Source organism: Planktosalinus lacus (assembly GCF_014640155.1).
Classification (GTDB): domain Bacteria; phylum Bacteroidota; class Bacteroidia; order Flavobacteriales; family Flavobacteriaceae; genus Planktosalinus; species Planktosalinus lacus.
The window spans coordinates 61,215-86,802 of sequence record NZ_BMGK01000012.1 but is presented as its reverse complement, the minus strand read 5'-3'; the positions used below and the strand labels follow the sequence as shown (position 1 = coordinate 86,802).

Annotated in this window: 23 protein-coding genes; 20 read left to right on the top strand and 3 right to left on the bottom strand. The window is 38.9% G+C overall.

Features of this window, described 5'->3' with window-relative positions:
• The first annotated feature begins 579 nt into the window (after positions 1-579).
• From IEV69_RS12830 to IEV69_RS12735, 20 genes are all read left to right on the top strand, one after another.
• Positions 580-1,869: a nucleotide sugar dehydrogenase gene (locus IEV69_RS12830; RefSeq protein WP_188443080.1), complete on the top strand. Its 1,290-nt coding sequence runs from the start codon at positions 580-582 to the stop codon at positions 1,867-1,869.
• 4 nt (positions 1,870-1,873) lie between these two features.
• Positions 1,874-2,446, top strand: coding sequence for an acyltransferase (locus IEV69_RS12825; protein ID WP_188443079.1), 573 nt, complete (start codon positions 1,874-1,876; stop codon positions 2,444-2,446).
• Positions 2,447-2,454: 8 nt separating this feature from the next.
• Complete coding sequence (locus IEV69_RS12820; protein ID WP_188443078.1) at positions 2,455-3,429, top strand: Gfo/Idh/MocA family protein; 975 nt, start codon at positions 2,455-2,457, stop codon at positions 3,427-3,429.
• Positions 3,429-4,514 (top strand): non-hydrolyzing UDP-N-acetylglucosamine 2-epimerase, encoded by a 1,086-nt coding sequence (wecB, locus tag IEV69_RS12815; protein WP_188443077.1) that lies wholly within the window; start codon positions 3,429-3,431, stop codon positions 4,512-4,514. The genes IEV69_RS12820 and wecB overlap by 1 nt, the downstream gene beginning before the upstream one ends.
• 83 nt (positions 4,515-4,597) lie before the next feature.
• Entirely contained in the window at positions 4,598-5,839 is a 1,242-nt protein-coding gene (locus IEV69_RS12810; protein ID WP_188443076.1) for an oligosaccharide flippase family protein, read from the top strand.
• 12 nt (positions 5,840-5,851) lie between these two features.
• Positions 5,852-7,414 carry an asparagine synthase C-terminal domain-containing protein gene (locus IEV69_RS12805; RefSeq protein ID WP_188443075.1) on the top strand — a complete coding sequence of 521 codons (1,563 nt, stop codon included), beginning with the start codon at positions 5,852-5,854 and terminating at the stop codon, positions 7,412-7,414.
• 34 nt (positions 7,415-7,448) lie between these two features.
• A complete protein-coding gene (locus IEV69_RS13985) occupies positions 7,449-8,027 on the top strand; it encodes an acyltransferase (RefSeq protein WP_188443073.1) in 579 nt (192 codons plus the stop codon).
• A 1-nt stretch (position 8,028) separates the two neighbouring features.
• Positions 8,029-9,327, top strand: coding sequence for a glycosyltransferase family protein (locus tag IEV69_RS12795; protein ID WP_188443072.1), 1,299 nt, complete (start codon positions 8,029-8,031; stop codon positions 9,325-9,327).
• Between the two features lie 12 nt (positions 9,328-9,339).
• Positions 9,340-10,593: an EpsG family protein gene (locus IEV69_RS12790; protein WP_188443071.1), complete on the top strand. Its 1,254-nt coding sequence runs from the start codon at positions 9,340-9,342 to the stop codon at positions 10,591-10,593.
• Positions 10,594-10,706: 113 nt separating this feature from the next.
• Positions 10,707-12,089, top strand: a complete 1,383-nt coding sequence (locus tag IEV69_RS12785) for a phenylacetate--CoA ligase family protein (protein WP_188443070.1) — start codon at positions 10,707-10,709, stop codon at positions 12,087-12,089.
• On the top strand, positions 12,089-13,309 hold the full coding sequence (locus IEV69_RS12780; protein ID WP_188443069.1) for a glycosyltransferase family 4 protein: 1,221 nt from the start codon (positions 12,089-12,091) through the stop codon (positions 13,307-13,309). Before IEV69_RS12785 ends, IEV69_RS12780 begins: the two co-directional genes overlap by 1 nt.
• A gap of 225 nt (positions 13,310-13,534) precedes the next feature.
• Entirely contained in the window at positions 13,535-13,732 is a 198-nt protein-coding gene (locus IEV69_RS12775; RefSeq protein WP_188443068.1) for a sugar transferase, read from the top strand.
• 10 nt (positions 13,733-13,742) lie between these two features.
• The gene (locus IEV69_RS12770; RefSeq protein WP_188443087.1) at positions 13,743-14,939 is read left to right on the top strand and encodes an ATP-binding protein; all 1,197 of its coding nucleotides are present in this window, start codon (positions 13,743-13,745) and stop codon (positions 14,937-14,939) included.
• A gap of 23 nt (positions 14,940-14,962) precedes the next feature.
• Complete coding sequence (locus IEV69_RS12765) at positions 14,963-15,565, top strand: sugar transferase (RefSeq protein ID WP_188443066.1); 603 nt, start codon at positions 14,963-14,965, stop codon at positions 15,563-15,565.
• Between the two features lies 1 nt (position 15,566).
• On the top strand, positions 15,567-16,169 hold the full coding sequence (locus tag IEV69_RS12760; RefSeq protein WP_188443063.1) for an acetyltransferase: 603 nt from the start codon (positions 15,567-15,569) through the stop codon (positions 16,167-16,169).
• 844 nt (positions 16,170-17,013) lie between these two features.
• The gene (locus IEV69_RS12755) at positions 17,014-17,226 is read left to right on the top strand and encodes a helix-turn-helix domain-containing protein (protein WP_188443062.1); all 213 of its coding nucleotides are present in this window, start codon (positions 17,014-17,016) and stop codon (positions 17,224-17,226) included.
• Positions 17,223-17,543 (top strand): HipA N-terminal domain-containing protein, encoded by a 321-nt coding sequence (locus tag IEV69_RS12750; RefSeq protein ID WP_188443060.1) that lies wholly within the window; start codon positions 17,223-17,225, stop codon positions 17,541-17,543. Before IEV69_RS12755 ends, IEV69_RS12750 begins: the two co-directional genes overlap by 4 nt.
• Before the next feature lie 5 nt (positions 17,544-17,548).
• Positions 17,549-18,529, top strand: coding sequence for a HipA domain-containing protein (locus tag IEV69_RS12745; protein ID WP_188443058.1), 981 nt, complete (start codon positions 17,549-17,551; stop codon positions 18,527-18,529).
• Positions 18,530-19,962: 1,433 nt separating this feature from the next.
• Positions 19,963-21,624, top strand: coding sequence for a tetratricopeptide repeat-containing sensor histidine kinase (locus IEV69_RS12740; RefSeq protein WP_188443056.1), 1,662 nt, complete (start codon positions 19,963-19,965; stop codon positions 21,622-21,624).
• Positions 21,625-22,290, top strand: coding sequence for a DNA-binding response regulator (locus tag IEV69_RS12735; protein WP_188443054.1), 666 nt, complete (start codon positions 21,625-21,627; stop codon positions 22,288-22,290).
• Between the two features lie 447 nt (positions 22,291-22,737).
• On the opposite strand, the gene IEV69_RS12730 is transcribed toward IEV69_RS12735, so the two are convergent.
• The 3 genes from IEV69_RS12730 to IEV69_RS12715 form a co-directional block, all read right to left on the bottom strand.
• On the bottom strand, positions 22,738-23,097 hold the full coding sequence (locus IEV69_RS12730) for a helix-turn-helix domain-containing protein (protein WP_188443052.1): 360 nt from the start codon (positions 23,095-23,097) through the stop codon (positions 22,738-22,740).
• Positions 23,098-23,099: 2 nt separating this feature from the next.
• The gene (locus IEV69_RS12725; RefSeq protein ID WP_188443050.1) at positions 23,100-23,396 is read right to left on the bottom strand and encodes a type II toxin-antitoxin system HigB family toxin; all 297 of its coding nucleotides are present in this window, start codon (positions 23,394-23,396) and stop codon (positions 23,100-23,102) included.
• Between the two features lie 820 nt (positions 23,397-24,216).
• A complete protein-coding gene (locus IEV69_RS12715) occupies positions 24,217-25,512 on the bottom strand; it encodes a serine hydrolase (RefSeq protein WP_188443045.1) in 1,296 nt (431 codons plus the stop codon).
• Positions 25,513-25,588 lie beyond the last annotated feature (76 nt).

Here is a 25,588-nt window from a genome sequence, read left to right as displayed (position 1 = left end):
CTTTTTTAATTCTTCTGAATACTTCCGATGTTTACTAATTAATTTTACATTTGCTTTCATATAAATTGACTCTAAGTGGTCAACCTATATCAGGGACGTACAAAGTTCCAAATTCCAAAATCCAAGTACCAAATTCCAAATTCCAAATTCCAAAATCCAAATTCCAAAATCCAAATTCCAAAATCCAAAATAGTATTAAGTATTAAGACTGACTGTCGTCCCTGATATAGGTTGACCATTTTTAATTCTTCATTATTAATTTTTAATTCATCCACCTTTCACCCTCCGAAGGTTTACCGAAGGAGGGAATCTATTAGTAACTAGTAACTAGTAATTAGGGATTAGTGTTAGAAAACTAATCACTAGTCACTAATCACCAATCACCAATCACCAATCACTAATCACCAGTCCACCAATCACTTTATAATTCTTCATCCTTCACTATTAATTTTTCAATAGTTACAGATTTCATACCTTTGCACCAATATCCCCTCACAAACTTAAAGCCGGTCATACCAAACAGTAGCTTCCGGCGTTAAACTGTAGGGGTATTTTTTTTAATTAATTGACAATCAACCTATGAATAAAATCGCCATTATTGGCCTGGGGTATGTCGGGCTTCCCCTCGCAAGACTCTTTGCCACTCAATACCCCGTTGTGGGCTATGACATCAACCAAAAACGCATCGACCAACTCCAAAGCGGCCACGACAGTACCCTCGAAGTAGAAGATGCCGACCTGCAGGCTGTCATGCTTGACAAATGCCCGTTTCGGGAGGATATGATGGGCAACGGACTCTTCTGTACTCACCACCTCATTGACATTCAGGATGCCAATGTCTATATCATTACGGTGCCCACGCCTGTGGACAAACACCACCGGCCGGACCTCACACCGCTGTACAAATCCAGCGAGGCCGTGGGCAGTATTTTGAAGAAAGGCGATACCGTCATCTATGAATCTACCGTCTATCCAGGGGTGACCGAGGAAGAGTGTGTACCCGTACTCGAACGCGAGAGCGGACTCACCTTCAACAAAGACTTTTTTGTGGGCTATTCGCCCGAGCGCATCAACCCGGGTGACAAGGAACACACCGTCGATAAGATTTTAAAAGTGACCGCCGGTTCGACACCCGAGATCGGGCTACAGGTAGATGCTTTGTACAAAAGCGTCATTACGGCCGGGACCCACCTCGCACCCAGCATCAAAGTAGCCGAAGCCGCCAAGGTCATCGAAAACAGCCAGCGCGATATCAACATTGCTTTTGTCAACGAACTCGCCAAAATATTCAATATCCTCAACATCGATACCCGGGCCGTACTCGAAGCCGCAGGTACCAAATGGAACTTCCTGCCCTTCAAACCGGGACTCGTAGGCGGACACTGCATAGGGGTAGACCCTTATTATTTAGCACAAAAAGCACAGGAACACGGCTACCACCCCGAGATCATTTTGGCAGGACGCCGCCTCAACGACTCCATGGGTGAATACGTCGCCGCCCAGGTAGTCAAGACCATGATTCAAAAAGACATTTCCATTAAAGGCGCCGAAGTACTCATGCTGGGCATCACCTTCAAAGAAAACTGCCCCGATGTGCGCAACACCAAAATCGTCGATGTCATACACGCCCTGCAAGACTACGGCGTGACCGTCACCATCTACGACCCACTGGCCAACCCCGAAGAAGTCATGCACGAATACGGACTAAAGAGTTACCCTGAGCTTGTCGAAGGGAACGCGTTTGACGCCATCGTCCTCGGCGTAGCTCATAAGGAGTTTCTCACCCTGGACTTAACGCCCTTGAAAAAGGAAACAGCGATTGTGTATGACGTAAAGGGGGTGTTGGAAGAAGCGGATATGAAATTATAAGACTATGAAATATTTTGTACACGAAACAGCAGTCATTGATGAAGGTTGTAAAATTGGTGACGATGTAAAAATTTGGCACTTTTCACATATTATGCCCGGAGCGGTGATTGGCAACAAATGTAATATTGGACAAAATGTTGTCATTTCACCGGATGTAATACTTGGAAAGAATGTTAAGGTTCAAAATAACGTTTCAATTTATACGGGTGTTATCTGTGAAGATGATGTTTTTTTAGGGCCGTCTATGGTTTTTACAAATGTCATCAATCCCAGGAGTGCTGTTAACAGAAGAGGGGAGTATTCAAAAACCACCGTTAGGAAAGGAGCTTCAATCGGAGCAAATGCTACCATTGTTTGTGGGAATGATATAGGAACCTTTGCTTTTATAGGAGCAGGGGCTGTGGTCACTAAAAAAGTCCCTGATTACGCACTGGTTGTTGGCAACCCTGCCAAGCAAATTGGTTGGGTGAGTGAATATGGTCATAAACTAAACTTTAATGAAAAACAAATTGCCATTTGTCCTGAATCAAAACAAGAATACAAATTGGAAAACAACAAGGTATCAAGAATTAAATAGAGTATTATATGAAAAACTTTGCATTGATAGGTGCTGCAGGGTATATCGCACCACGCCATATGAAAGCTATAAAAGATACCGGTAATCACCTGGTTGCAGCCCTTGATAATTTTGACAGTGTGGGGGTAATAGACAGTTATTTTCCCAATGCCGATTTCTTCACCGAGTTTGAACGCTTTGACAGGCATATTTCAAAACTACAGTATGATAAGGATGTTCATCTCGATTATGTGAGTATTTGTACTCCAAACTATTTACACGATTCCCATATTCGTTTTGCTTTGAGACAGGGTGCAGATGCCATTTGTGAAAAGCCCCTTGTTCTAAATCCATGGAATATAGATGCTTTGCAAAATATCGAAAACGAAACAGGAAATAAAATCTGGAATATATTACAACTACGGGTTCATCAAAGTATAATAGATTTAAAGAACAAAATTGAAAATGGACCTAAGGATAAAATCTATGATGTTGATTTAACCTACTTGACTTCCAGAGGTAATTGGTATTATACTTCCTGGAAAGGGGACAATACTAAGTCTGGAGGTATTGCAACAAATATAGGTGTTCATTTTTATGATATGTTGTCGTGGATTTTTGGAGATGTAAAAGAGAATGTGGTTCACCTTCACACTCATGACAGGGCAGCCGGTTATTTGGAACTAGAACGTGCACGGGTTCGCTGGTTTTTATCCATCAATGAAGACGTGTTGCCGAAAGAAGTGCAGGCCAAAGGACAACGTACCTATCGCTCCATAACCATAGAGGGTAAAGAATTGGAGTTTAGTGGTGGGTTTACAGATTTACATACCCGAAGTTATGAAGATATCTTAGGCGGGAAAGGTTATGGGCTTGAGGATGCCCGACAGGCTATTGAAATTGTCCATACAATCCGAAACGCTAAACCCATTGGTCTTAAAGGAGAGTATCACCCCTTAGCTAAAAAAGAACTTTCTTCTCATCCTTTTAAAAGAAATGCATAATGAAAATTGTAACCATTATTGGCGCGAGGCCACAATTTATAAAAGCTGCAGCAATAAGTAATGCAATTTTGACACACAATCAAAATAATCCACTTGAAGCTATCAATGAAGTGATAATTCATACGGGACAGCATTTTGACCCAAATATGAGTACTGTGTTTTTTGATGAAATGAAAATACCTAAACCTGACTATTTGCTAAACATCAATAGTTTAGGACATGGGGCCATGACAGGAAGAATGCTCGAAGAAGTTGAAAAAATCCTTATTAATGAAGAACCAGACTATGTTTTGGTGTATGGTGATACCAACTCCACTTTAGCAGGTGCCCTAGCTGCCTCCAAGTTACATATTAAAGTCGCCCATGTGGAAGCAGGTTTGCGGTCTTTTAATATGAAAATGCCGGAGGAAATCAACAGAATATTGACCGATAGGATCAGTACTTTATTGTTTTGTCCTTCTGAAACAGCTGTTAAAAATCTTCAAAAAGAAGGGTTTGATAATTTTAAATCAAAAGTTTTGAATGTGGGTGATGTCATGTATGATACGACTTTGCATTTTTCCAAAATGGCAAAAGAGCCCACTTTTGAATTACCTGAGAATTTTATATTGGCAACAGTTCACCGGGCAGAAAATACAGATGATATCAATAACCTAAAAGAAATATTTTCGGCTTTTAATACTATAGTTACTGAAATACCGGTGGTTTTGCCCATTCATCCAAGGACAAAAAATATTTTGGAAAAGAATAATGTTGAAATTTCTGATAGGGTGCAATTGGTGCCACCTGTGGGTTATTTGGAGATGTTGTATTTACTAAACCATTGTCAACTGGTAATGACCGATAGTGGCGGGTTACAAAAAGAAGCTTATTTCTCAAAAAAATACTGCATCACCTTGAGAGAAGAAACAGAGTGGGTTGAATTGGTTGATAACGGGGTGAATCAGCTGGTAGGTGCTTCTGAGTCTAAAATTATCAAAGCTTTTAATGAAGCCAAACAGTTAAAACCAAACTTTGAGAATCACTTTTATGGTGATGGAAAGGCTAGTAGCTTGATTATAAGTCATATAATTAAGTATTTATAAAACTCAATTAGCTTAATTTTTTTAGTTTGTATAACATTCAAAAAATAACGTTGATGATTCAGCATTACTTAAAATCTAATTTTATGAGAAACTCATATTATATGATTTTAAGTACTGTGGGGATGCAAGTAATTGCGATTTTGACTATACCAATACTCTCAAGATTTTTTTCTCCAGATATATTTGGATATCACGCAACGTATAGGTCTATATTGGTTATTTTAAGTATATTTTTAACTTTAAAATTAGAAACGGCAATAGTATTACCAAAATCTTCTAAAATTAAAAACACTCTTTTTCTTGCAACAATTACCAATATTGTAGTAATAAGCTGTATTCTGATTTTTATATATTTTGTTTTTCTTTTAGCTGGTCTTGATTTTTTAGATTTAGTTTTTGGTATTACTGGTTCTCTGTTATTTTTACTTGTGTTGCTTGGCAGCATTCTAGTTGCCTTGTCTAACACCAGTCAAAGTGTACTAGTTAGTCAAGATAAATTTAAGAGTTTATCAATATCTAGGTTAATATTACCAACGTCATTTTTCTTGGTTTCACTTTTGTTATTCTATACTTTCAACAATTCTATTTCATTAATAATAGGACATTTTTTTAGTTATATTTTATTAAATATTTTTTTAAAGTCTAAATTTAAAATAAATTATGTTGGCTATTCAAAACAATTATATAAATTATCTTTAAAAAAGTATAAAGATATTGTTCAATATACAAGCTCAAACGCCCTTGTAAATACAATATCAAATAATATTCCTTCACTAGTTCTACTTGGTTTTTACGGAGCGACACCATTAGGTTTTTTCGCTGTAGGCGCCAAAATTATTTCAATACCATCCCAACTTATATCAGGGTCATTGAGTCAGATTTTTTACAAAAAATTTGCTGATATTTATAATGAGCGAGCAAGTGAGTTGTATTCTTTTGTTAAAAAAGTATATTTTGGTTTGTTGCTTTTTGGAATAATAGTTTTTGGTACAGCATATTTAATAATTCCTTATATAATTCCATTATTATTAGGCGAAGGATGGATAGAAGCAATTCCTATAATGAAATATCTTTGTTTTTGGCAGGCTCTAGTTATTGCTAATAGCCCCATATCAACATTAACAATAGTATTAAATAAGCAGAAAGTATTATTGTTTTATGAAAGTTTTCTTTTAATAAGCAGATTTATAGCACTTTGGCTGCCCTTTTATTACGGTTTAACATTTAACAAGGCTATACTCTGTTATGCTCTTGTTGGAGTTTTTTTCAATGTCATATTAGGCTTTTATCTAATAAAAATAGCCAAAGAATCAATAATAAATTAAATATTATTTAAAATGAAAGAACAAAAAATATTACTTAATTATAATTATGGATTTAAGTGGTACAGTAAGGAAAATCTCTATTATAAAGGATACATTTTTTATAAGGGAGAAATATTGAATATCGATGAACTGGAATCTTTATTGAATTCCATAAATTCTTTACTTGATTTTGAAAATTTATTAAAGTCATTTAAAGGTTTGTTCAGTATAGTTTTTCAAAAAGAAGCTACCCTATATGCTGCTGTAGATCCAACCAGAACATTTCCACTCTTTTACCATATACAAAAACAATCAATATTGGTGACGGACAACACATTCACAGATAGCTTTAAGGATATCGTTAAAGATTCTAATTCTAGTAAACAGTTTTTAGGTATGCGTTATGTTTTAGGCAAAAAAACTATCTTAAATGAAGTAAATCAACTGCAAGCAGGTGAATGTGTTTGTTTTGATGGTGAAATAAATAGTATGATTTATGACAGTTTTTCTGTTGGAACCAATGAAATATTTAAGAATGTTTCATTATTAAAGGACATGTTTGAAAATGTAATAAAAAACGCAACACAAAGGCTCATTAAAAGTGCTTCAGGTCGCACAATTATAGTCCCTTTAAGTGGTGGTTATGATTCAAGACTAGTTGTGTCACTTTTGTACAAAGAAAAATATAAAAATGTAATTTGTTTTACTTATGGTAATAAAAACAATGATGAAGTACAAATTTCAAAAAGAGTTGCAGAAAAATTGGGATATAAGTGGCTGTTATTTGAAACGGATAAAACATACGTAACCTCTGACTATTTATACGATGATGAATTTAAAGAGTTTATAAAATTCAGTTACAATAATACTTCTCTTGTTGTACTTCAGGATTATTTTTTTGTAAGAGAAATGAAAAATAAAAATCTAATACCAAAAGATTCTATATTCGCTCCTGGACATTCAGGTGATATGCTAGTAGGTGACTATCTCTACCCTAGTGATATTTACATATATAATGAAAGAGAGTTTACCAAACAAATAACCAAAAGACATTTTGTACTAAAAAAATATAAATCAGATAAAACTATTGAAAAACATTTGAAAAAATATTACAATAAAAATAAACTATCCTATTCTTTGATAGATAACTATAACATTAAAGAGCGCCAAGCAAAGTACGTTGTAAATTCGGTAAGAAATTATGAGTTTTTTGGTTACGAACATAGAATGATTTTATGGGATCAAGAAATATCAAGCTTTTTTAGATGCCTTCCCTTTAATCTAAAATTAAATGCCAAATTTTATAAAAGGGAAATATTTGAACTTTTTTTCAAAGAATTAGATATAGATTTTATTCCAGAAGCTAAAAGAAAAAGAAAAAAAGCAACTTTAAAAAAAATATTATTGCCTTATACCCCTCAAGTTTTAATAAATACTTTACGTGAAACTCGATCAAAGCCAAAAAATAAATTTATTGGCCTGCCTTATAAACCCTTACTCGATGAAATGAATAAGGAATTAGGTTTAAACATTTCAGATCATTTTGAACTATTGGCTGAGTGGATTATTAAAGAACAAAATGATTTAATAAATTAATATTCTTTAGTTTAAAAAAAGCATAATTTTTTTTATGATTAAACTTGTTAGGTTTTTTAAATTTATACCATTTGTAAACAATTTTTTAGAAAAAAGATTGTATGCTTGTGGCTATGGCACATACTCTCTTAATATGATTTGTAAGTATTTGTTCTTTTTAAATAGAGGAAAATATTTGATTCATTTTACATCTAGAATAAACTCTCCTAATAAAGTTAAGATTATTTCCAATGGAAAAAACACGGTTCACTTGTCGTTTGCAACTTCTGGTGGCTGCTATTATCAAGCCATTAATGGTATAGAAATCGGTGAAGGTACTATCTGGTCTTATAATTGCAGTTTCATAAGTGCAAATCATGCCTACAAAAATTTAACCGCGCATATAAGAGCTAAGCCTCTAAAAATTGGATATAATGTTTGGATAGCTTCAAATTGTGTATTACTTCCAGAAATTGAAATTGGAGATTTTTCAATTATTGGTGCAGGATCTATTGTTACAAAAGACATTCCCGCTTACTCAATTGCTGTTGGAAATCCGGCAAAAGTGATTGCAAAAAGATGTGAAAAATGTTTAAAAAAAATAAAAATAGACGAAACTTGTATTTGTTCATAAAATGAAAAAAAACCTACTCATCATTTCTAATAGCTATCCGCCGTCTAATGTGCCGGCGGCACAACGACCTTATGCGGTGGCAAAATATCTTGACAAAAACAACTATAACGTTACGGCAATAACCTGTGGCAATCCTGACACTACTTGGGGAGTGAATGAAGGCTTTAATCCGGACTTGCCACTCGTTGAGTTGATAAAAGTGAATAGTCTTTTAGGAAAAAGTGTAACGGGTTTAAGAAAAAATAAAACTGACGCTCTACAAAGTAAAAAAAGCTTAAAAGCTAAACTTAAATCTTCGTTAGTTAAATTTTTATCGTCATTAATAGTGCCGGATCAAGCTATTTTTTGGTATCCAAAAGTTTGTTGGTACTTGATTAAAAATAAAGACCTAATCAACCAAACTGACATTGTATTTACCACTTCACCTTCATTCTCAAATCATTTAATCGGTAAATTCATTAAATCTAAAAAAAAGAGTGTTAAATGGATTAGTGAATTGAGAGATTTTCATTTTGTAGAGCATACAGATAAAGTAAGCAATTTAAAGCAATGGATCAATAAAAAATTGGAAGTTTCAGTAATAAAAAACGCTGATAAAGTTTCATTTATATCACATTCAATGCAACATATTTATGCAAAGCATTTTCCTAAACACCAAAAAAAATTTAGGGTTATCTATAACGGTTTTGATGTTTCAGATTTTGAAAATTTAAACATTGCGAATACTCAAAATAAAAAAATGACACTATTCTACGCCGGTAGCTTTTATCGTGGTGTAAGGTCTCCTTTTCCGTTGTTTAAAATATTCGATAGCTTGTTAGAAAACAAAATAATAACTACTGAAGATATTGAAGTTCGTATTGCAGGTAATTTTGATGATGAATTGATTGACGAATTAAAAAAATTCAAGTCCTTTGCGGTAATCAATTTTATTGGAAACATACCAAGGGCTAAAGTGCTAGAAAACATTGTGTCCTCAGACTTGCTCTGGTTGATTGTAGCAAATATACCAACCCACTATACAGGAGTACCGATAAAGTTTTTTGAGTATTTAGGTGCTCGAAGACCCATAATAAATTTTGCCCCTTATGATTCTGAACCTACAAAAATCATCTTTGAAAATAAACTGGGTTGGAATTTTGACACCACTAATTTTGATTTAAATAAATCAGTTGAAACATTTAAAGAAATTATTTCTAAATATAAATCTGGCAAATTATCTGAACCGCTCCCATACAAATTTTACCCCGAGTTTGATAGAGTATCTCAAGGAGTGGTATTTGAAGAGTTATTTGAATAAAATATTTAATTAATGAACAAGAAAATTGCAGGTCTTGGTTTACCGGTATTCTTTATTCAGCCTCTAGTGGGCTTTTGCTTGTCGTTATACAATATTCGTTCAAGAGTCAGTGGAATAGTATATGTTTTGTTTGCAATGGTGATAGGATATGCCATCTCATTTTCTAATACTTCAGCAGATTCCCTTCGTTATGCTGAGGCATTTATGCGGTTTGACAATACGCTTGATTACAATGCTTTAGTCAGGTTGTACCGCGAAGGTGAGTTGAGGGACTTGTATCGATTGTTGTTGTTTTATTTTGTCTCCATATTTTCTTCGAATCCTAAAGTAATGTATGCCTTCGCAGGCTTGGTGTATGGTGTGTTTAGCTATTTGTCATTGAGAGTCTTAGTGAAAGAACGAGGGTCTAATAGTGACACGTATTTGTTTTTTCTATCACTTATATTTTTTACATACTATGTTTCTTTAGTAAATGTAAACGGCTTTAGGTTTAATACCGGTGCTTTAGTCCTTTTTTATTCTTTATACAATTTTATCTTTCAAAAAAAATCAATTTGGGTTATAGGTATTTTAATTACACCCTTATTTCATTATGGTTTTCTTCCTGTAATTCCAATATTTATACTTTATAAATTAGTTCATCAATTTTTTTACAATAAAATTGGTGTAAAACCCCTACTTTATTATGTGTTTGTTATCACATTTTTGGCATCATGGTTTTTAGAGACGAATTTGATAAAAATCGGGTTTTTAAGTCAAATGGACATCTTTTCTGGTGCTATAGGGAATAGAATGGAATTTTTGAACAGTTCAGAGGTTGCAAATCTAGTTGATAGCAGAAAAGACAACTCACTTTATTTAAATGTTAAAACCTATTTTGATTATGGAATTAAAATCTGGGTTTTTGTGATGGTATTGTTTATCAGAAAACTTCTAAAAAAGAGTGTAGGCGATAAATCTGAGTTTACAAAGCTATTTGCTTTTGTGATTTTCTTTTATTGTCTATCTTTTGTTTTATCTACGATTCCCTCAGGAGCACGATTTTTAGGTATTGCGCATTTATTTATGATATTGCTCTTGGTGAAAATTTATACAGTTTACAAAGAAGTAAATATAAAAAGATTGATTGGGTGGTCATTACCTGTATTTTCTTTCAATATTTTATTCATTAATGTTTTATTGCCCATACTCATTCTAACCCCAACATTTTGGTATGGTAATCTGTTTTGGATCATTATTGAAGGAATGGATTTTTATTTATATTAAACTATCACTATTTATAAATAACCTTAATATATGAAAATACTAGTAGCAGGTGACTTTTGTCCAATTGGAAGAATAACTAAAAAAATTATCAATAATTAAAAGTTATTTTTTTTATGAAAGAAAAAATATATAACATTCTCCCCCATGTCTTTCAAAACCTATTGGTAGTTTTGTACAACTATAAGGCATATAAAATTCGCTATGGAGGAAGTTATAAAGTATTTAGAGAAGAGAAGGAAAAAAACAGAACTCTATCTTTAGAAGAGTTGAAAAGGTATCAAGCAGAGCGGTTTAAAAAACTTATTGAGTTTGCAAAACAAAATTCAGCTTATTACCAAAAAACACTTTGCAATATACCTAATGCTTCAGATATTCAAAATATACAAAACTTACCCATCTTAGACAAAGAAACACTCCGTCAAAATATTGAATCAGTTGTTGTGCAAACTGAGGAAAAGTTAGAAAAATCAAAAACAGGAGGGACTACAGGTAAATCGTTAGAAGTACAAAATTTTGCCCATAATAGCCAAGAGCGCTTTGCTTTCTTAGATGATTTTCGCTCCCGTTTTGGCTATGAATTACGAAAAAAAACCGCTTGGTTTTCGGGTAAAAACTTATTGACTTCTCGTGATATAAAAAACAACCGTTTTTGGAAAACAGATTTTATTCATAAAGTACGGTATTATTCTACTTTTCATATTAATGAGGATTACCTAAAGTATTATGTTGAAGATTTAATCAAATACAAGCCGCAATACTTAGTAGGTTTTCCTTCTACAATGCTAGAAATTGCTAAATATGGATTATTAAATGGATATGATTTTCCTGCTGATACTGTAAAAGCAGTTTTCCCTACAGCAGAAACCATCACACTCGAAATGAGAGCTAGAATAGAGCGTTTTTTTAAAACAAAACTCTATGACCAATATGCTTCTTCTGAAGGAGCCCCATTTATTTTTGAATGCAAAAACAACAAACTACATTTAGAACTTCAAAGTGGTGTTTTTGAGGTTTTAGATGAAAATAACCATCCTACTCAATCAGGAAGATTAGTTGTAACGAGTTTTACTAATGAAGGCACTCCATTGATAAGGTATGACATAGGTGACTCTATAACTTTGGAAGATGAATCAGTTACGTGTACTTGTAGTAACAACAACCCTTTAGTTAAAGAAATTTTAGGTCGTGTCGATGATTATATATATTCTCCTGAAAATGGAAAGATTAATATAATTAATGTTGCAAATGCGGTGAAAGATGTAGAAGGTGTTATAAAATATCAGATTTTACAAAATAAATTAAATAGAATTGACCTTATTATTGTTAAGGATGAAAATATTTATAATACCAATCAAGAGTCTAAATTTATTCAAAATTGGAAGGACAGACTAGGAAATAAAATGGAGTTGAAAATAAAATATGTAGATGATATTCCGGTAGAGAAGAGTGGTAAATTTAGAATGGTAAAAAATAATATTAAACACCTTATTAATTAATGCTTAAACCCAAACTCATCCGCATCACCACTGTCCCTTTATCCTTAAACGTCTTGATAAAAGGGCAGTTGCGGTTTATGAAGGCCCATTTTGAAGTGCTAGCGGTGTCTTCTGGGCCCGAGGAGGAGTTAAAAGAAGTGGAAAGAAGGGAAGGGGTATCCACAGTTCAAGTGAAGATGACCCGGTCGATAACAACTTTACAGGATCTTAAGGCCGTATGGCAACTCTACAGACTTTTCAAAAAAGAAAAACCACACATCGTCCACACCCATACCCCAAAAGCCGGTACTGTGGGCATGCTGGCCGCCAAACTCGCCGGGGTGCCGCACCGCTTGCATACCGTAGCCGGCTTACCCTTGCTGGAAGCCACCGGCGCCAAACGTAAACTCCTTGACACTGTTGAAAAATTTACTTATAGCTGTGCCACAAAGGTCTACCCCAACTCCAAAGGCCTCTATGACATTATACTTCAACAAGCCTACTGTAAGGCTACAAAGCTAAAAGTAATAGCAAAAGGCAGCTCCAACGGCATCGACACTACTCACTTCAATACTGAGCAAATAAGCAATAATCAAAAAGAGGTCTTGAGAAGCCAACTCAATATTCAACCAAACGACTTTGTCTATGTATTTGTAGGCCGTCTAGTGGGGGATAAAGGCATTAACGAGTTAGTAAAAGCCTTCACCCGTCAAACGGGTGGTGATTCAAAGGAAAGTCATTCCGAACCCCAACAAAGTTGGGGTGAAGGAATCTCACCCCGCACGACCAAATTGTTATTAGTAGGACCTTTCGAATCTGAATTAGACCCCCTGCAACCTCAAACCCTGCACCAAATCCAAAACAACCCTAACATCCTCACCGTAGGCTTCCAGAAAGACGTACGTCCCTATCTGGCCATCAGTCACGCCCTGGCGTTCCCCAGTTACCGCGAGGGATTCCCCAATGTGGTCATGCAAGCCGGAGCGATGGGTTTGCCTGCCATCGTTACCGATATTAACGGCTGCAACGAAATCATTGAAGTGGGGAAGAATGGGCTGGTTATCCCAGTGAAAGACACCGACGTCCTTTTCGAAAAGATGCAACAGCTCCAAACAGACAACAAACTGTACACCCAACTACAACAAAACGCCCGCCCTATGATTTGTGAACGCTATGAGCAACGGGTGGTGTGGGAGGCGATACTTGAGGAGTATCGTACACTTGGTGGGGAAGATCAATGACGATTGTACTTACTCGATGAGATTGCTTCGCAGTCGTTGCCAAAGGCAACGCTGCTCGCAATGACTCCTTTTTCAATGTAGTTTCGGCTTGCCGTAATTCGTTAAAGCAAAACCTTCTAGTAATGGGGGTCATTGCGCGTGCCCGCCGAAGGAGGGAGCGGAGCGCGGCAATCTCATCAACCAAGTATCCCAATTTTATCAAAATGCCGTACCTTTGAACCCACCATGTACAAAACCCTAACCAAACCCATCCTCGACCACCTTTGCGCCTTAATCGCACTGCTATTGCTGAGTCCGGTGTTCTTGTTGGTCACACTCGCCCTCACCATCGCCAACAACGGCAAACCCTTTTTTATAAAAGCCCGCCCAAAACGCAAAATAGTACATTACGATATGCAAAAATTACCTATATTTGTACATTAAAACAGACGTTATGGAGGATTTGTTTAGAAGATATCGTACAAAAATACAGCTTGTTAAAACTGATTTCGTTAGAAGTTTGATAGACGATATCAATTGGAACAGTAGATTAATTGGCATTAAAGGTGCCAGAGGTGTAGGTAAAACAACATTGCTCCTGCAGTACATCAAGTTGAATTACAGCACCAAGTTGGAAGATGCACTGTATGTAAGTTTAGACTCATTTAGTTTCAAAGGCAAGACCTTGGTTGGTCTCGCTGATGAATTTGTTAGAAATGGAGGAAAGTACTTATTTCTGGATGAAGTACATAAGTATCCAAATTGGGCACAGGAGTTAAAAAATATCTATGATGACCACCAAGAGCTCAAAGTAGTGTTTACCGGCTCATCACTTTTAGAAATTTTAAACTCCAGAGCTGACTTAAGCCGCAGGGCAATTATTTACCATATGCAAGGCTTGTCTTTTAGAGAATACCTGGCACTTGAAACCGGAATTAAATTTCAACCATTCACCCTCGATGAAATCCTAACAGAACATGTGCAACTGGCAGGAACCATCAACGATCAAATAAAACCATTTCGTTATTTCAGTAGTTACCTAAAACATGGGTATTATCCGTTTTACAAAGAAGAACCTGAACTTTATGAACAGCGTGTGGAGGAAGTCATTAACATGATGCTGGAGGTAGAACTCCCTTTATTACGTGGCGTGGATATTGGTTTGGTCCCTAAAATAAAACAACTATTAACCATCATTGCTGAGTCTGTACCTTTTATTCCTAATGTAACCGCATTGAGCCAAAAAATGGAAATGCATAGAACAACGTTACTGTCCTACCTGCATTACTTGCAAGAAGTGGGGCTGACCATTCATTTACAAAAGGAGGCACATGGTAATGTCAAGCTTCAAAAACCTGCTAAGGTGTATTTAGAAAATACAAATTTGATGTTTGTGCTGTCTCCCTTAAATACCAATATAGGCAATGTAAGGGAAGCGTTTTTTGCCAATCAGCTAAGCCAAGGTAACAGCTTGAGTTACCACAATAAAACAGATTTTTTAGTCAACAATACCTATGCTTTTGAAATTGGAGGGAAAGAAAAATCAAAAAGGCAAATTAAGGATTTAAAAAATGCCTACATTGTTGCAGACGATATAGAATATGGCTATCAAAACAAACTACCCTTATGGCTTTTTGGTTTTTTATATTAATTACTAGATCTAACGGCTAAACCATGTACAAAACCCTAACCAAACCCTCTCTCGACCACCTTTACGCCTTAATCGCACTGCTATTGCTGAGTCCGGTGTTCTTATTAGTTACACTCGCCCTCACCATCGCCAACAACGGCAATCCCTTTTTTATTCAGGCACGCCCCGGGAAAAACGGACGCATCTTCAACATCATCAAATTCAAAACCATGACCGATGCTAAAGACGCTCAGGGTGATTTATTGCCAGATGCTGAGCGGCTCACAGGAGTAGGCAAGTTTGTACGCAAAACATCCCTGGACGAGCTGCCACAGCTGTTAAACGTATTAAAAGGTGATATGAGCTTTGTGGGTCCGCGGCCCTTGTTGCCGGAGTATTTACCCTTGTACAATGAAGAGCAACGCAAACGCCACGATGTCAAACCCGGCATCACCGGCTGGGCGCAGGTGAATGGAAGGAATGCCATCAGCTGGGAACAGAAATTTGCATTGGATGTGTGGTATGTGGAGCATCAAAGTTTTGTATTGGATTTAAAAATCTTATTTTTAACCATCAAAAAAGTGTTTGTTTCTGAAGGCATCAATACCACAGGGCAAGCCACCACAGAACGGTTTAAAGGGAATTAGTATGAGTCAACAACTATATGTTTACGGTGCCAGCGGCCACGGTAAAGTGGTCATCGAAATTATTGAAGCCCTCGGGAAAAAAGTAGTCACAATATTTGATGACGATGAAAGTATTAGTCAATTATTGGAGTATCCGGTGCTCCCCAAAGACAAAGCACACCCAGACAAAAATATACCCGTACTTTTTGCCATAGGCAACAATGAAACCAGAAAAAACCTTGCTGAAAGCAATGGCTTCCTCGTTACTGAACCTTTAATCCATCCATCTGCAATTGTTTCTCCACGTGCAACCCTAAAAAGCGGTACTGTCGTGATGCCCGGTGCAATAATCAATTCACAGGCTGAAGTAGGCCACCACTGCATCATCAATTCCGGTGCCGTTGTGGAGCACGATTGTCTTTTAAGCGATTATGTGCACATTTCCCCAAATGCTGCCTTGGCAGGAGATGTAAAAGTAGGGGAGGGCACCCAAATTGGAATCGGAGCCCAGGTCATTCAAGGAATCAACATCGGTAAGTGGTGCACCATCGGCGCCGGTGCCGTCATCATCAAAGACGTTCCTGATGGGGTGACGGTAGTGGGGAATCCGGGGAGGGAGGTTTAAGTGGACAGACATAGGACTGCAAGCAGCGCCGTCGGCGCTCCGTCGCTGAAGCTATGAAGCGTAAGTGACAAACCTATGGCGGCCGAGGGACGTATGACAAGCGCCAAATTCCAAATTCCAAATTCCAAATTAGAATTAAGAATTAAAAATTTTTGTTTACATATTCCTTTGCAAATCAGCGCATCAGCAAATCAGCAATCAGCATCTTCCCCTTTTTTGTCATACCGACAAAGGAGGTACGTGTCCGCCAAATCCGCCAGAGGCGGAGGAGGAGGATCCCATAACAGTGAGCACCCAACAGTGAGCAATTTAGTCAATGAATTGGCTGGATTACTGATAACCGATGACGGGTTTGCGAATCAGCAAATCAGCAAATCAGCGCATCAGCATACAGCATCTTCCCCTTTTTTGTCATACCGACAAAGGAGGTACGTGTCCGCCAAATCTGCCAGAGGCGGAGGAGGAGGATCCCATAACAGTAAGCACCCAACAGTGAGCAATTTAGTCAATGAATTGGCTGGATTACTGATAACCGATGACGGGTTTGCGAATCAGCAAATTAGCAAATCAGCCTAAAGCCTACAAATAAGCACTTTGCGACCGATGACGGGAATGAGGGGTCAGCATCACCGGTACATCCATCTGCCATTGAAAGCCTTAAAACCAGAAATTGGATAGAGATAAAATAAAGGGACAAATGCCATACCAAAAGAGCACTACAATACACTTTGGTAAATGATATTATCCATACCGGCTATGAATATATCAAAAAGAGCATTTTATAGCACTTTTATGTAATTTGTACAAGAATTATGTTTATATTTGTATAAAATAGCGCAATAGAATGCACTTTAAAGAAATTATTACAGCTATAAAAGAACGGCGGGAAGCTTTTCAAATAACTCAGGAAGATTTGTCAAAACGTTCCGGTGTGGGTTTGAGGACGCTCAAGCAATTGGAAAGCGGGAAAGGCAACCCCACACTCACAACTGTACAAAAAATAGGTGATGCGCTGGGATTGGAGTTGGTGTTTCAAGTGAAAGACATGACGAAATGAGACAAGCAAAAGTTATGTTCAAAGGAGAAGAAGCCGGGCTGTTAAGCCAGCAAGCAAACGGGTCGTTTACATTCAGTTACACCACGCGGTGGTTTGAAGATTGGAGCAAACCGGCCATCAGCCTGACACTGCCAAAAACACAACAAGTGTACTACTCAGGGCATTTGTTCCCTTTTTTCTATAATATGCTACCGGAAGGAATCAATAAAGAAGTGGTTTGCAAGAGCCACAGGATTGATCGTGATGATGCTTTTGGACTTTTGATGGCAAGCACACAGCACGACACCATTGGTGCAGTAAGTCTTAAAAACACCTAAGGGAAATGAAACTACTTGAAATGAATCACTGTCCCGGTACATTGGCTGATGGGTATTCCACTTACAGTCCAACCTGTCTTAAACGTATGTTTCAGGGTAAACGAGTCAGCCATGTATTGCCTTATACTGCGCCGTCAACACAAGAAGATACCGGTAAGCACTTTATGGAAAACCAACAACGAATTTCCATTTCGGGCGTACAGGAAAAATTTTCCTTGCGATTGGAGAAAAATAAATTGCGTTTGACCGGGGAGGGGGAGCAAGGCGAATACATTTTAAAGCCCATACCACATTCAGGAAACAAACCGGACCTCATGCCGGCCAATGAACATCTTACCATGCAACTGGCACGACAGGTGTTTGGCATCGAAACTGCCGAAAATGCCTTGGTTTTTTTTCAAAATGGACAACCCGCTTACATCACCAAACGTTTTGACCTAAAAGAAGACGGCACCAAACGGGGCCAGGAAGATTTTGCTGCATTGGCAGGGAAAACCCCCCAAACTCATGGGACACACTATAAATACTCAGGCAATTACCTTGATCTTTTTATACTTTTAAAAAGGTTTGTACCGGCTTACAAAATTGAAGCACCAAAATTACTACAGCTTTTACTGTTTAATTACTTGTTTTCCAATGGCGATGCCCACCTCAAAAACTTTTCCCTGGTAGAAACCCGGTGGGGCGATTACCGTTTGAGTCCGGCTTATGACCTCTTGAACAGCCGTATTCATATTGACGATGCAGTATTTGCTTTGGAAGAGGGGCTCCTTCCTAAAAACGTAGCACAAGGAACCATAAAAAGACAATTTTTAGAGCTCGCAAATCAAGCTGAAATACCTCAAGTAGTTGTGCGGGAAATGTTTACGCAAATGACATCAGCTACCCATTTGGTGGAAAAATTCATTGCCTCCTCCTTTCTGGACGATGCCACCCAAAGGAATTACAGTCAAGCTTATAGGTACAAGCTGAAGAAATTGAGTTAAAGTTCATAGTTCAAGGTTTCAAGTTTCAAGTTCAAAGTTTAAAGGAGAATTTCTCTGTGCAACCCTACCTGCCGGCAGGCAGGCCTGTGGTATAGCTTTCGGACATAAATTTAAGGGACGGGTCAAGGACGGGTCATAGTGTCAGATGGAGCATAGATACTACATAGATAAAGCTATACTAAGTCGTGGTTAAGTCATCACTAAGTCGTAACTAACTCGAGAAAAGTCCCTAAAAGCGGGGTAAGTACGACTTAAACTCGAAGGCATAACGACGTAGCATGGCTTTATCCCTGCTTCATCCTACTATAATGTACCCCCCTGATATAGGTTGACCATTTTTAATTCTTCATTATTAATTTTTCATTTATCCACCAATAAATAGTAACTAGTAACTAGTAACTAGTAACTAGTAAATAGTAACTAGTAATTAGGGGTTAGGGTTAGAAAAAAAATCCAAGTACCCAACCTTCTCCGCTTTGGCGGATACGGTTGGCAATGCAAATTTCAAGTACCAAATTCCAAATTCCAAGCACCCAACCTTCAGTAAACTTTCGGTTGGCGAGGCAAATTCCAAAATAGTATTAAGTACAAAGTATTAAGACTGGCTGTCGTCCCTGATATAGGTTGACCATTTTTAATTCTTCATTATTAATTTTTCATTCATCCAACAATCCTTTGCGCTTTCTTTGCGAAAATCTTGGCGACCTTTGCGAGAACCCCCGTAAGAGTAAGCAACCCGAGATTAGTAACTAGTAATTAGGGGTTAGTGTTTGAAAAAAAATCCAAGTACCCAACCTTCTCCGCTTTGGCGGATACGGTTGGCAATGCAAATTCCAAGCACCAAATTCCAAAATCCAAGCACCCAACCTTCAGTAAACTTTCCGCCTTGCTCCGCCAAAAGGCGGATTCAGGGCGCTTACGCTATCCACCTTCGCTAAAGCTTTGGAGGATAAAAAGCTTCTGCGACAGCGTGCGACGAAGCGGTTGGCGAGGCAAATTCCAAAATAGTATTAAGTACAAAGTATTAAGACTGGCTGTCGTCCCTGATATAGGTTGACCATTTTTAATTAATTCACCCAGCACCAAAGCACCAAAGCACCAAATTCCAAAATAGTATTAAGTATTGAGACTGATGTCTGTACGTCCCTGATATAGTTTGACCGTTTTTAATTCTTCATTATTAATTTTTCATTTATCCACCTTTCACCCTCCGAATCCGCCTGAGGCGGAGAAGGGGGGAGTCTATTAGTAACTAGTAACTAGTAATTAGGGGTTAGGGTTAGAAAACTAATCACTAATCACCAGTCACTAATCACTAATCACTACTCACCAGTCACCAGTCAACCAGTCAACCTTTCACCCTCCGAAGGTTCACCGAAGGAGGGAGTCAACCAACTCAAAGTAAATTCAAAAATTGTCACTACATTTGAAAGATGCTTAACCAACTTCTCACATGCATAGGCTTCCTCTTCGTTGCTTTCCAGGCTGCTTTTGCCCAGGTTCCTGACGGTGAGATTGTTGACAGTTCAGAGATTTATTACCAACGGGTTTTGAACCCCACAGCCACCCACCATTTACCCACCGGTTATTTTTATTACCTGAAACATAAGGAGTCCCACCTCATTAGCGGCGATACCCTCAATGCCATTGATGTGATGCGTATGGCCGCCATTGCAGGCTTCAAGCTGGGGAGCTATAATGAAAGCGAACAACTGGCCGTAGAGGCCCTGGAGCTCTTGCAGAATTCCGAAATCGAACAATCACAACGCCAGGCCCGCCGGGTGGGGCTCTACAACCATTTGGGGAAAATCTACCGCGAGAAGGAGCTTTATAGCAAAGCACTGGATTACTACAACCTTGCCCTGGAGGAGGTTGACAAAGTGAGCGACCGCATCACTCTTTTAAACAACCGCGCCAATGTGTTCATCGAGTTAGATAGACATCAACAAGCTACCACCGATTTCCAAAAAGCCATTCAGCTGGGGGAACAGTCGGGTGATACCCTGCGATGGGCGCGGGCACTCAACAATCTGGGGGTGTTGAAAGTAACAAATTACAACCGCGAGGGACTCCGTGAGCTTCAACGGGCATTGGACCTTCGGATAGCCATTGGAGAGACTGAAGGGATGTACTCCAGCTACCGGCATTTGGCCTTAAACGCTTTACGCGAAAGCGACACTGCAGCGGCCACACGGTATGCCAACCGCAGCCTGGAACTCGCCGAAGAGCTCAACAGCGCTACATTCCTGATGGAATCACTGTCCATACTCACCGAATTAAAAAAAGACCCCACCGTAGTGCGGTATAAAGACCTGACAGACAGTTTAAACAGTGCGCAACAAGAGGAGCAAAACCTCTTTGCTGCTATGCGGTTTGATGTGGATAAAGAAATCCTCAATACCCAACGTGCCCGTGCACAGATGGAAAAGGAGCGCAGCCAAAAACAACTCACCCAAATCATCGCCCTGTTGCTATTGATCCTCCTGGGGCTGGTGATCTTTATCATTCTCAACCGGGTCAAATTGGTCAAACAACGCGAAATCTACAAGACTGAAAACCGCATCTCCAAAAAGGTACACGACGAAGTGGCCAACGAAGTCTATCAGGTGATGGTAAAAATGCAACTCAAGGAGGCTGACTCCGGTAACGAACTACTGGACAACTTAGAGTCGATTTACAACCGCTCGCGCGACATTTCAAAAGAATACAGCGCCCTGAATGATGCGCTGCCCTTTGATGAGGTCATCACCGATTTACTGGCGGGATACCAGTCTGACGGACTCACCATTGTAAAGCGATTTTCAAAAAATGTGGACTGGTCGCAAATTTCTCAGCATAAAAAAAATGCCCTCTACAGGGTCTTGCAGGAATTGATGACCAACATGAAAAAACACAGCAAAGCCACGCTGGTAGCGGTCTCTATGAATCAAAAAGGAACCAAAACCGAACTCTTTTATTCTGATAACGGGGTGGGAAGTACCCTAAAAAAACAAAATGGTTTGCAAAATGTGGAAAACCGCATTTTTGCATTGAACGGAAGTATTACTTTTGAAACAGCACAAGGAAAAGGATTTAAAGTAAAAATTAGTGTATAGATGTTTTCAAAAGTATTAATCGCAGACGATTTGGTAAGTGTCAACACCGGTGTGCACACGGTGCTGAGTCAACTGGAAATTCCCGAAATTGAACAGGTGAACTATTGTGACGATGCCTTTTTACAGATCAAGGCCGCCCAGAAATATGCAACACCCTTTGAACTGCTCATCACCGATTTGTCGTTCAAAGCAGACCACAGAGACCAAAAAATAAAATCAGGGGATGCCCTGGCCACAAAGCTCAAAGCTGCCCATCCCGATTTAAAAATCATTGTCTATTCCATCGAAGACAAACCCCAGCTGGTACGGCATTTGATTCAAAGGCACGGCATCGACGGCTATGTGTGCAAAGGCAGGCACGGACTCACCGAGCTTACCGATGCAGTGCAGGCGGTGTATTCCAATAAAACCTATGTGTCTCCCCAATTGGAAACAGCTTTAAGTGGAAAATCAGTACTCGAAATTGACGACTATGACATCGAATTGCTCAGTCAGCTCGCCAATGGCCTGGTGATGGAAGAAATCGCCCGTAGGTTTAAAGAAGAAGAACGCAAGCCCTTTAGCTCAAGCGCCATTGAAAAACGCATGGGAACCCTCCGCACCCAATTCGACGCCAAAAACAGCACCCAACTCATCGCGAAGGCCAAGGACTTAGGATTGATTTAGCTAGCAGCTGTAAGCTGTAAGCTGTAAGCTATAAGCTATAAGCAATATGCTATATGCAGGCAATACCTCAATAACTCACAATCTCCTTTGCGCTTTCTTTGCGGAAATCTTTGCGTACTCTGCGTGAACCCCACCTATGAGTAAGCACCAAATTCCAAAATCCAAGCACCAAGCACCAACTACCAAGCACCAAATTCCAAAATCCAAGCACCCAACCTTCTCCGCTTTGGCGGATACGGTTGGCAATGCAAATTTCAAGCACCAAATTCCAAAACAGTATTAAGTACAAAGTATTAAGTATTAAGACTGACTTGTCATTTCCTGATATAGGTTGACAGTTTTTAATTTTTCATTATTAATTTTTCATTCACCCAGCACCCAACACCCAGCATTTCCATCCCTGATAGAGTTGACCATTTTTAATTCTTCAGTATTAATTCTTTTCCATCATACTCCCAAAACAATCGAGGCATCAATCCCCAGCTTACGGCTTATTTCACGGGCTACTTTTAAGGTGGGTTCGCTTTTTCCGTTGAGGTATTCACTTACCCTGGAGGTGCTAACTCCAAGCAATTCGGACAAGCGTTTTTGGTTCAGACCCATTTCTGCCATGCGCAATTTAAGTACGTCAGTGAGTGTGGGTTTTGTTACCGGGTGGTAATGTTCTTCATAGTCTGCTACCAGATCAGAGAGGATATTGAGTTCAATATATCCTTTGGCATCGCGGTTTTCGATGTTTTCAGGATTTTGTAGAAGTTCTTCCACACGTTCAATGAGGGCGTTGTATTCCTTTTCTGTCTGTATCATGGTTACAGGTTTTTAATATCTTTTAGTTTATCATATTCGGCATGGGTTCCAATAAACCGGATGTAGAGCTTTTTTGCATTGAAGGAGATAATGGCGACCAATCGGTAGGAGTTCCCTTTAATATTAAAAACAAAACGATGGTTTCCCACATAATCAACTCCATTAAAATCCCTTCTTAAATCATTGATGGAGTCCCAGTTTTTAATTGATACTGTATGATACCAAACATATAAAGGAGTTCCGGCATCTGCATGCTTTGCAACAAACTCCTCAATCCTTTTGTAGGTTACGATACGCATCGGTTTCTCATCATTTCCGGTAGCACAAAATTAGTATAAAGTTTTATATTACAAAAATAAATTTTGTAAATCAAAATAATTAAACAAACCTTTTATAGTGAACTGGTCAACTGGTCAACTGGTCAACTGGTCAACTGGTGAACTGGTGAACCAGAAATTAGTGACTAGTAATTAGTGATTTGTGATTAGTGATTAGTAATTAGGGGGTTAGTGTTAGAAAACCAAGCACCAAGTACTAAGCACCCAACCTTCAGTAAACTTTCCGCCTTGCTCCGCCAAAAGGCGGATTCAGGGCGCCTTCGCTATCCACCTTCGCTAAAGCTTTGGAGGATAAAAAGCTTCTGCGACAGCGTGCGACGAAGCGGTTGGCGAGGCAAATTCCAAAATAGTATTAAGTACAAAGTATTAAGACTGATGTGTCATGTTCTGTTATAGGTTGACCATTATTAATTCTTATTTCTTCATTTTGCTATCAGCTTTTTTTGCAAATCAGCGCATCAGCAAATTCGCAAATAGGCAATTACTCAAAGCCTCCTTTGCGCTTTCTTAGCGGAAATCTTTGCGTACTCTGCGTGAACCCCGCCTATGAGTAAGCAACAAATTTCAAAATCCAAGCACCAAGCACCAACTACCAAGCACCAAATTCCAAAATCCAAGCACCCAACCTTCTCCGCTTTGGCGGATACGGTTGGCAATGCAAATTTCAAGCACCAAATTCCAAAACAGTATTAAGTACAAAGTATTAAGTATTAAGACTGACTTGTTAGAAAACTAATCACTAATCACTAGTCACTAATCACCAATCACCAATCACCAATCACTACAAAACCAGCAGTTTTTGCACCCGTGTAGTTCCATCTGCAAAGTAGACCTTTACAAAATACAATCCGGGTGGAAGGGAGGTTACTTTCAGCGTGGTGTCCAGGCCTGATGTCTGTTGCGATTTTACCAGTCGATGCTGTGCTGTAAAGACTTCAATGCTTACCATTTCCTTAGAAGCTGTTACAGTGAACCGCTCCTGAGCAGGATTGGGGGTGAGTTGTAGTTGGGGTTGTGAAACGTCAGTTGTACTGAGTTCACATTCCAGGTCGTTGATGTATTCCCAAATCTGGTCATTGAGTAAAAAGGGTATGGGCAGGTTGCCGGGGTCTTCGCCCATACGAATCCACACCATATTTTCTGAAGGAATGACATTGAGGAATTGTCCGTCTTTTCCCATGGCGGCATAAGTGTCATCGGGTGCCAACGGAAACAAGGGTCCGTTAAAAACCGATTGGAGGCCGGGCAGCATATAGGTTGCCGTGCCGTTCAACCACCAAAGGTATCCATAGGCTTCATTGAGGGCTTGGCTGGCAGTGATCATTTGATTGAAGTAATCAGGGTCGGTTAGAATCTGGTTGCCGTTCCAGTTGCCCTGATTGAGCATGAGCAATCCAAAACGGGCCATGCTTCGGGCTGTACTGAAAAACACCTTGTTGTTTTGAACGGACACAAACAGGCCGTTCATTCCCGTGGGGGTTTTTAGTTTTTGGGTGGTATAGTCGTTTAAGCTACTTCCCGTGGCAGTTTCAATTACGGGATCGAGCAGGGTATAAGGCGCATTGTGATAAGCCCACCGGCTTCCCGGGGTGGCAATACACTCCAGGCAACTACTGGAAGTACAAGTGGGGTCTGAGACACCATCGTTGAGTCCGCTGGTCATGGTCAACTGATGTTCGATGGTGATGGTTAGTTCGTCTGAGGCCGTGCAACTCGTCCAGCCCTCTCCCAGATAGGTTGCCGTTGGATCATTTATGGAGAGGAATCCTTCCTGTTGAGCGATGCCGGTCACAAAGCTGGTGATGGTTTTTCCGGCAGAGGCCCATTGCCAGGGGGCATTTTCGGTATGGCCGTTGAAATAGCTTTCAAGGACAATCTTGCCGTCTTTCAATAAGATAAAAGCTTTGGTGTTGTTGTCTTCCAGAAAATTGTTGAGCAAATCAATTTTTTCGGGGCACCAGTTCAGGGATTCCGGGGGAAGGGTTTCCCAGGTGCTGCCTGTGGTGGGTGGGAAATACAGGTTTTGTGCACTTCCAATCATACTGAAAAATAATACTGGAAATAGGAGTTTGAACATCACGAAGTGGGTTTTATTGGTTGGACTTCCGGATTGAACTTTGGTTTAATGAACTGATAAATCTAAAATGGATGTT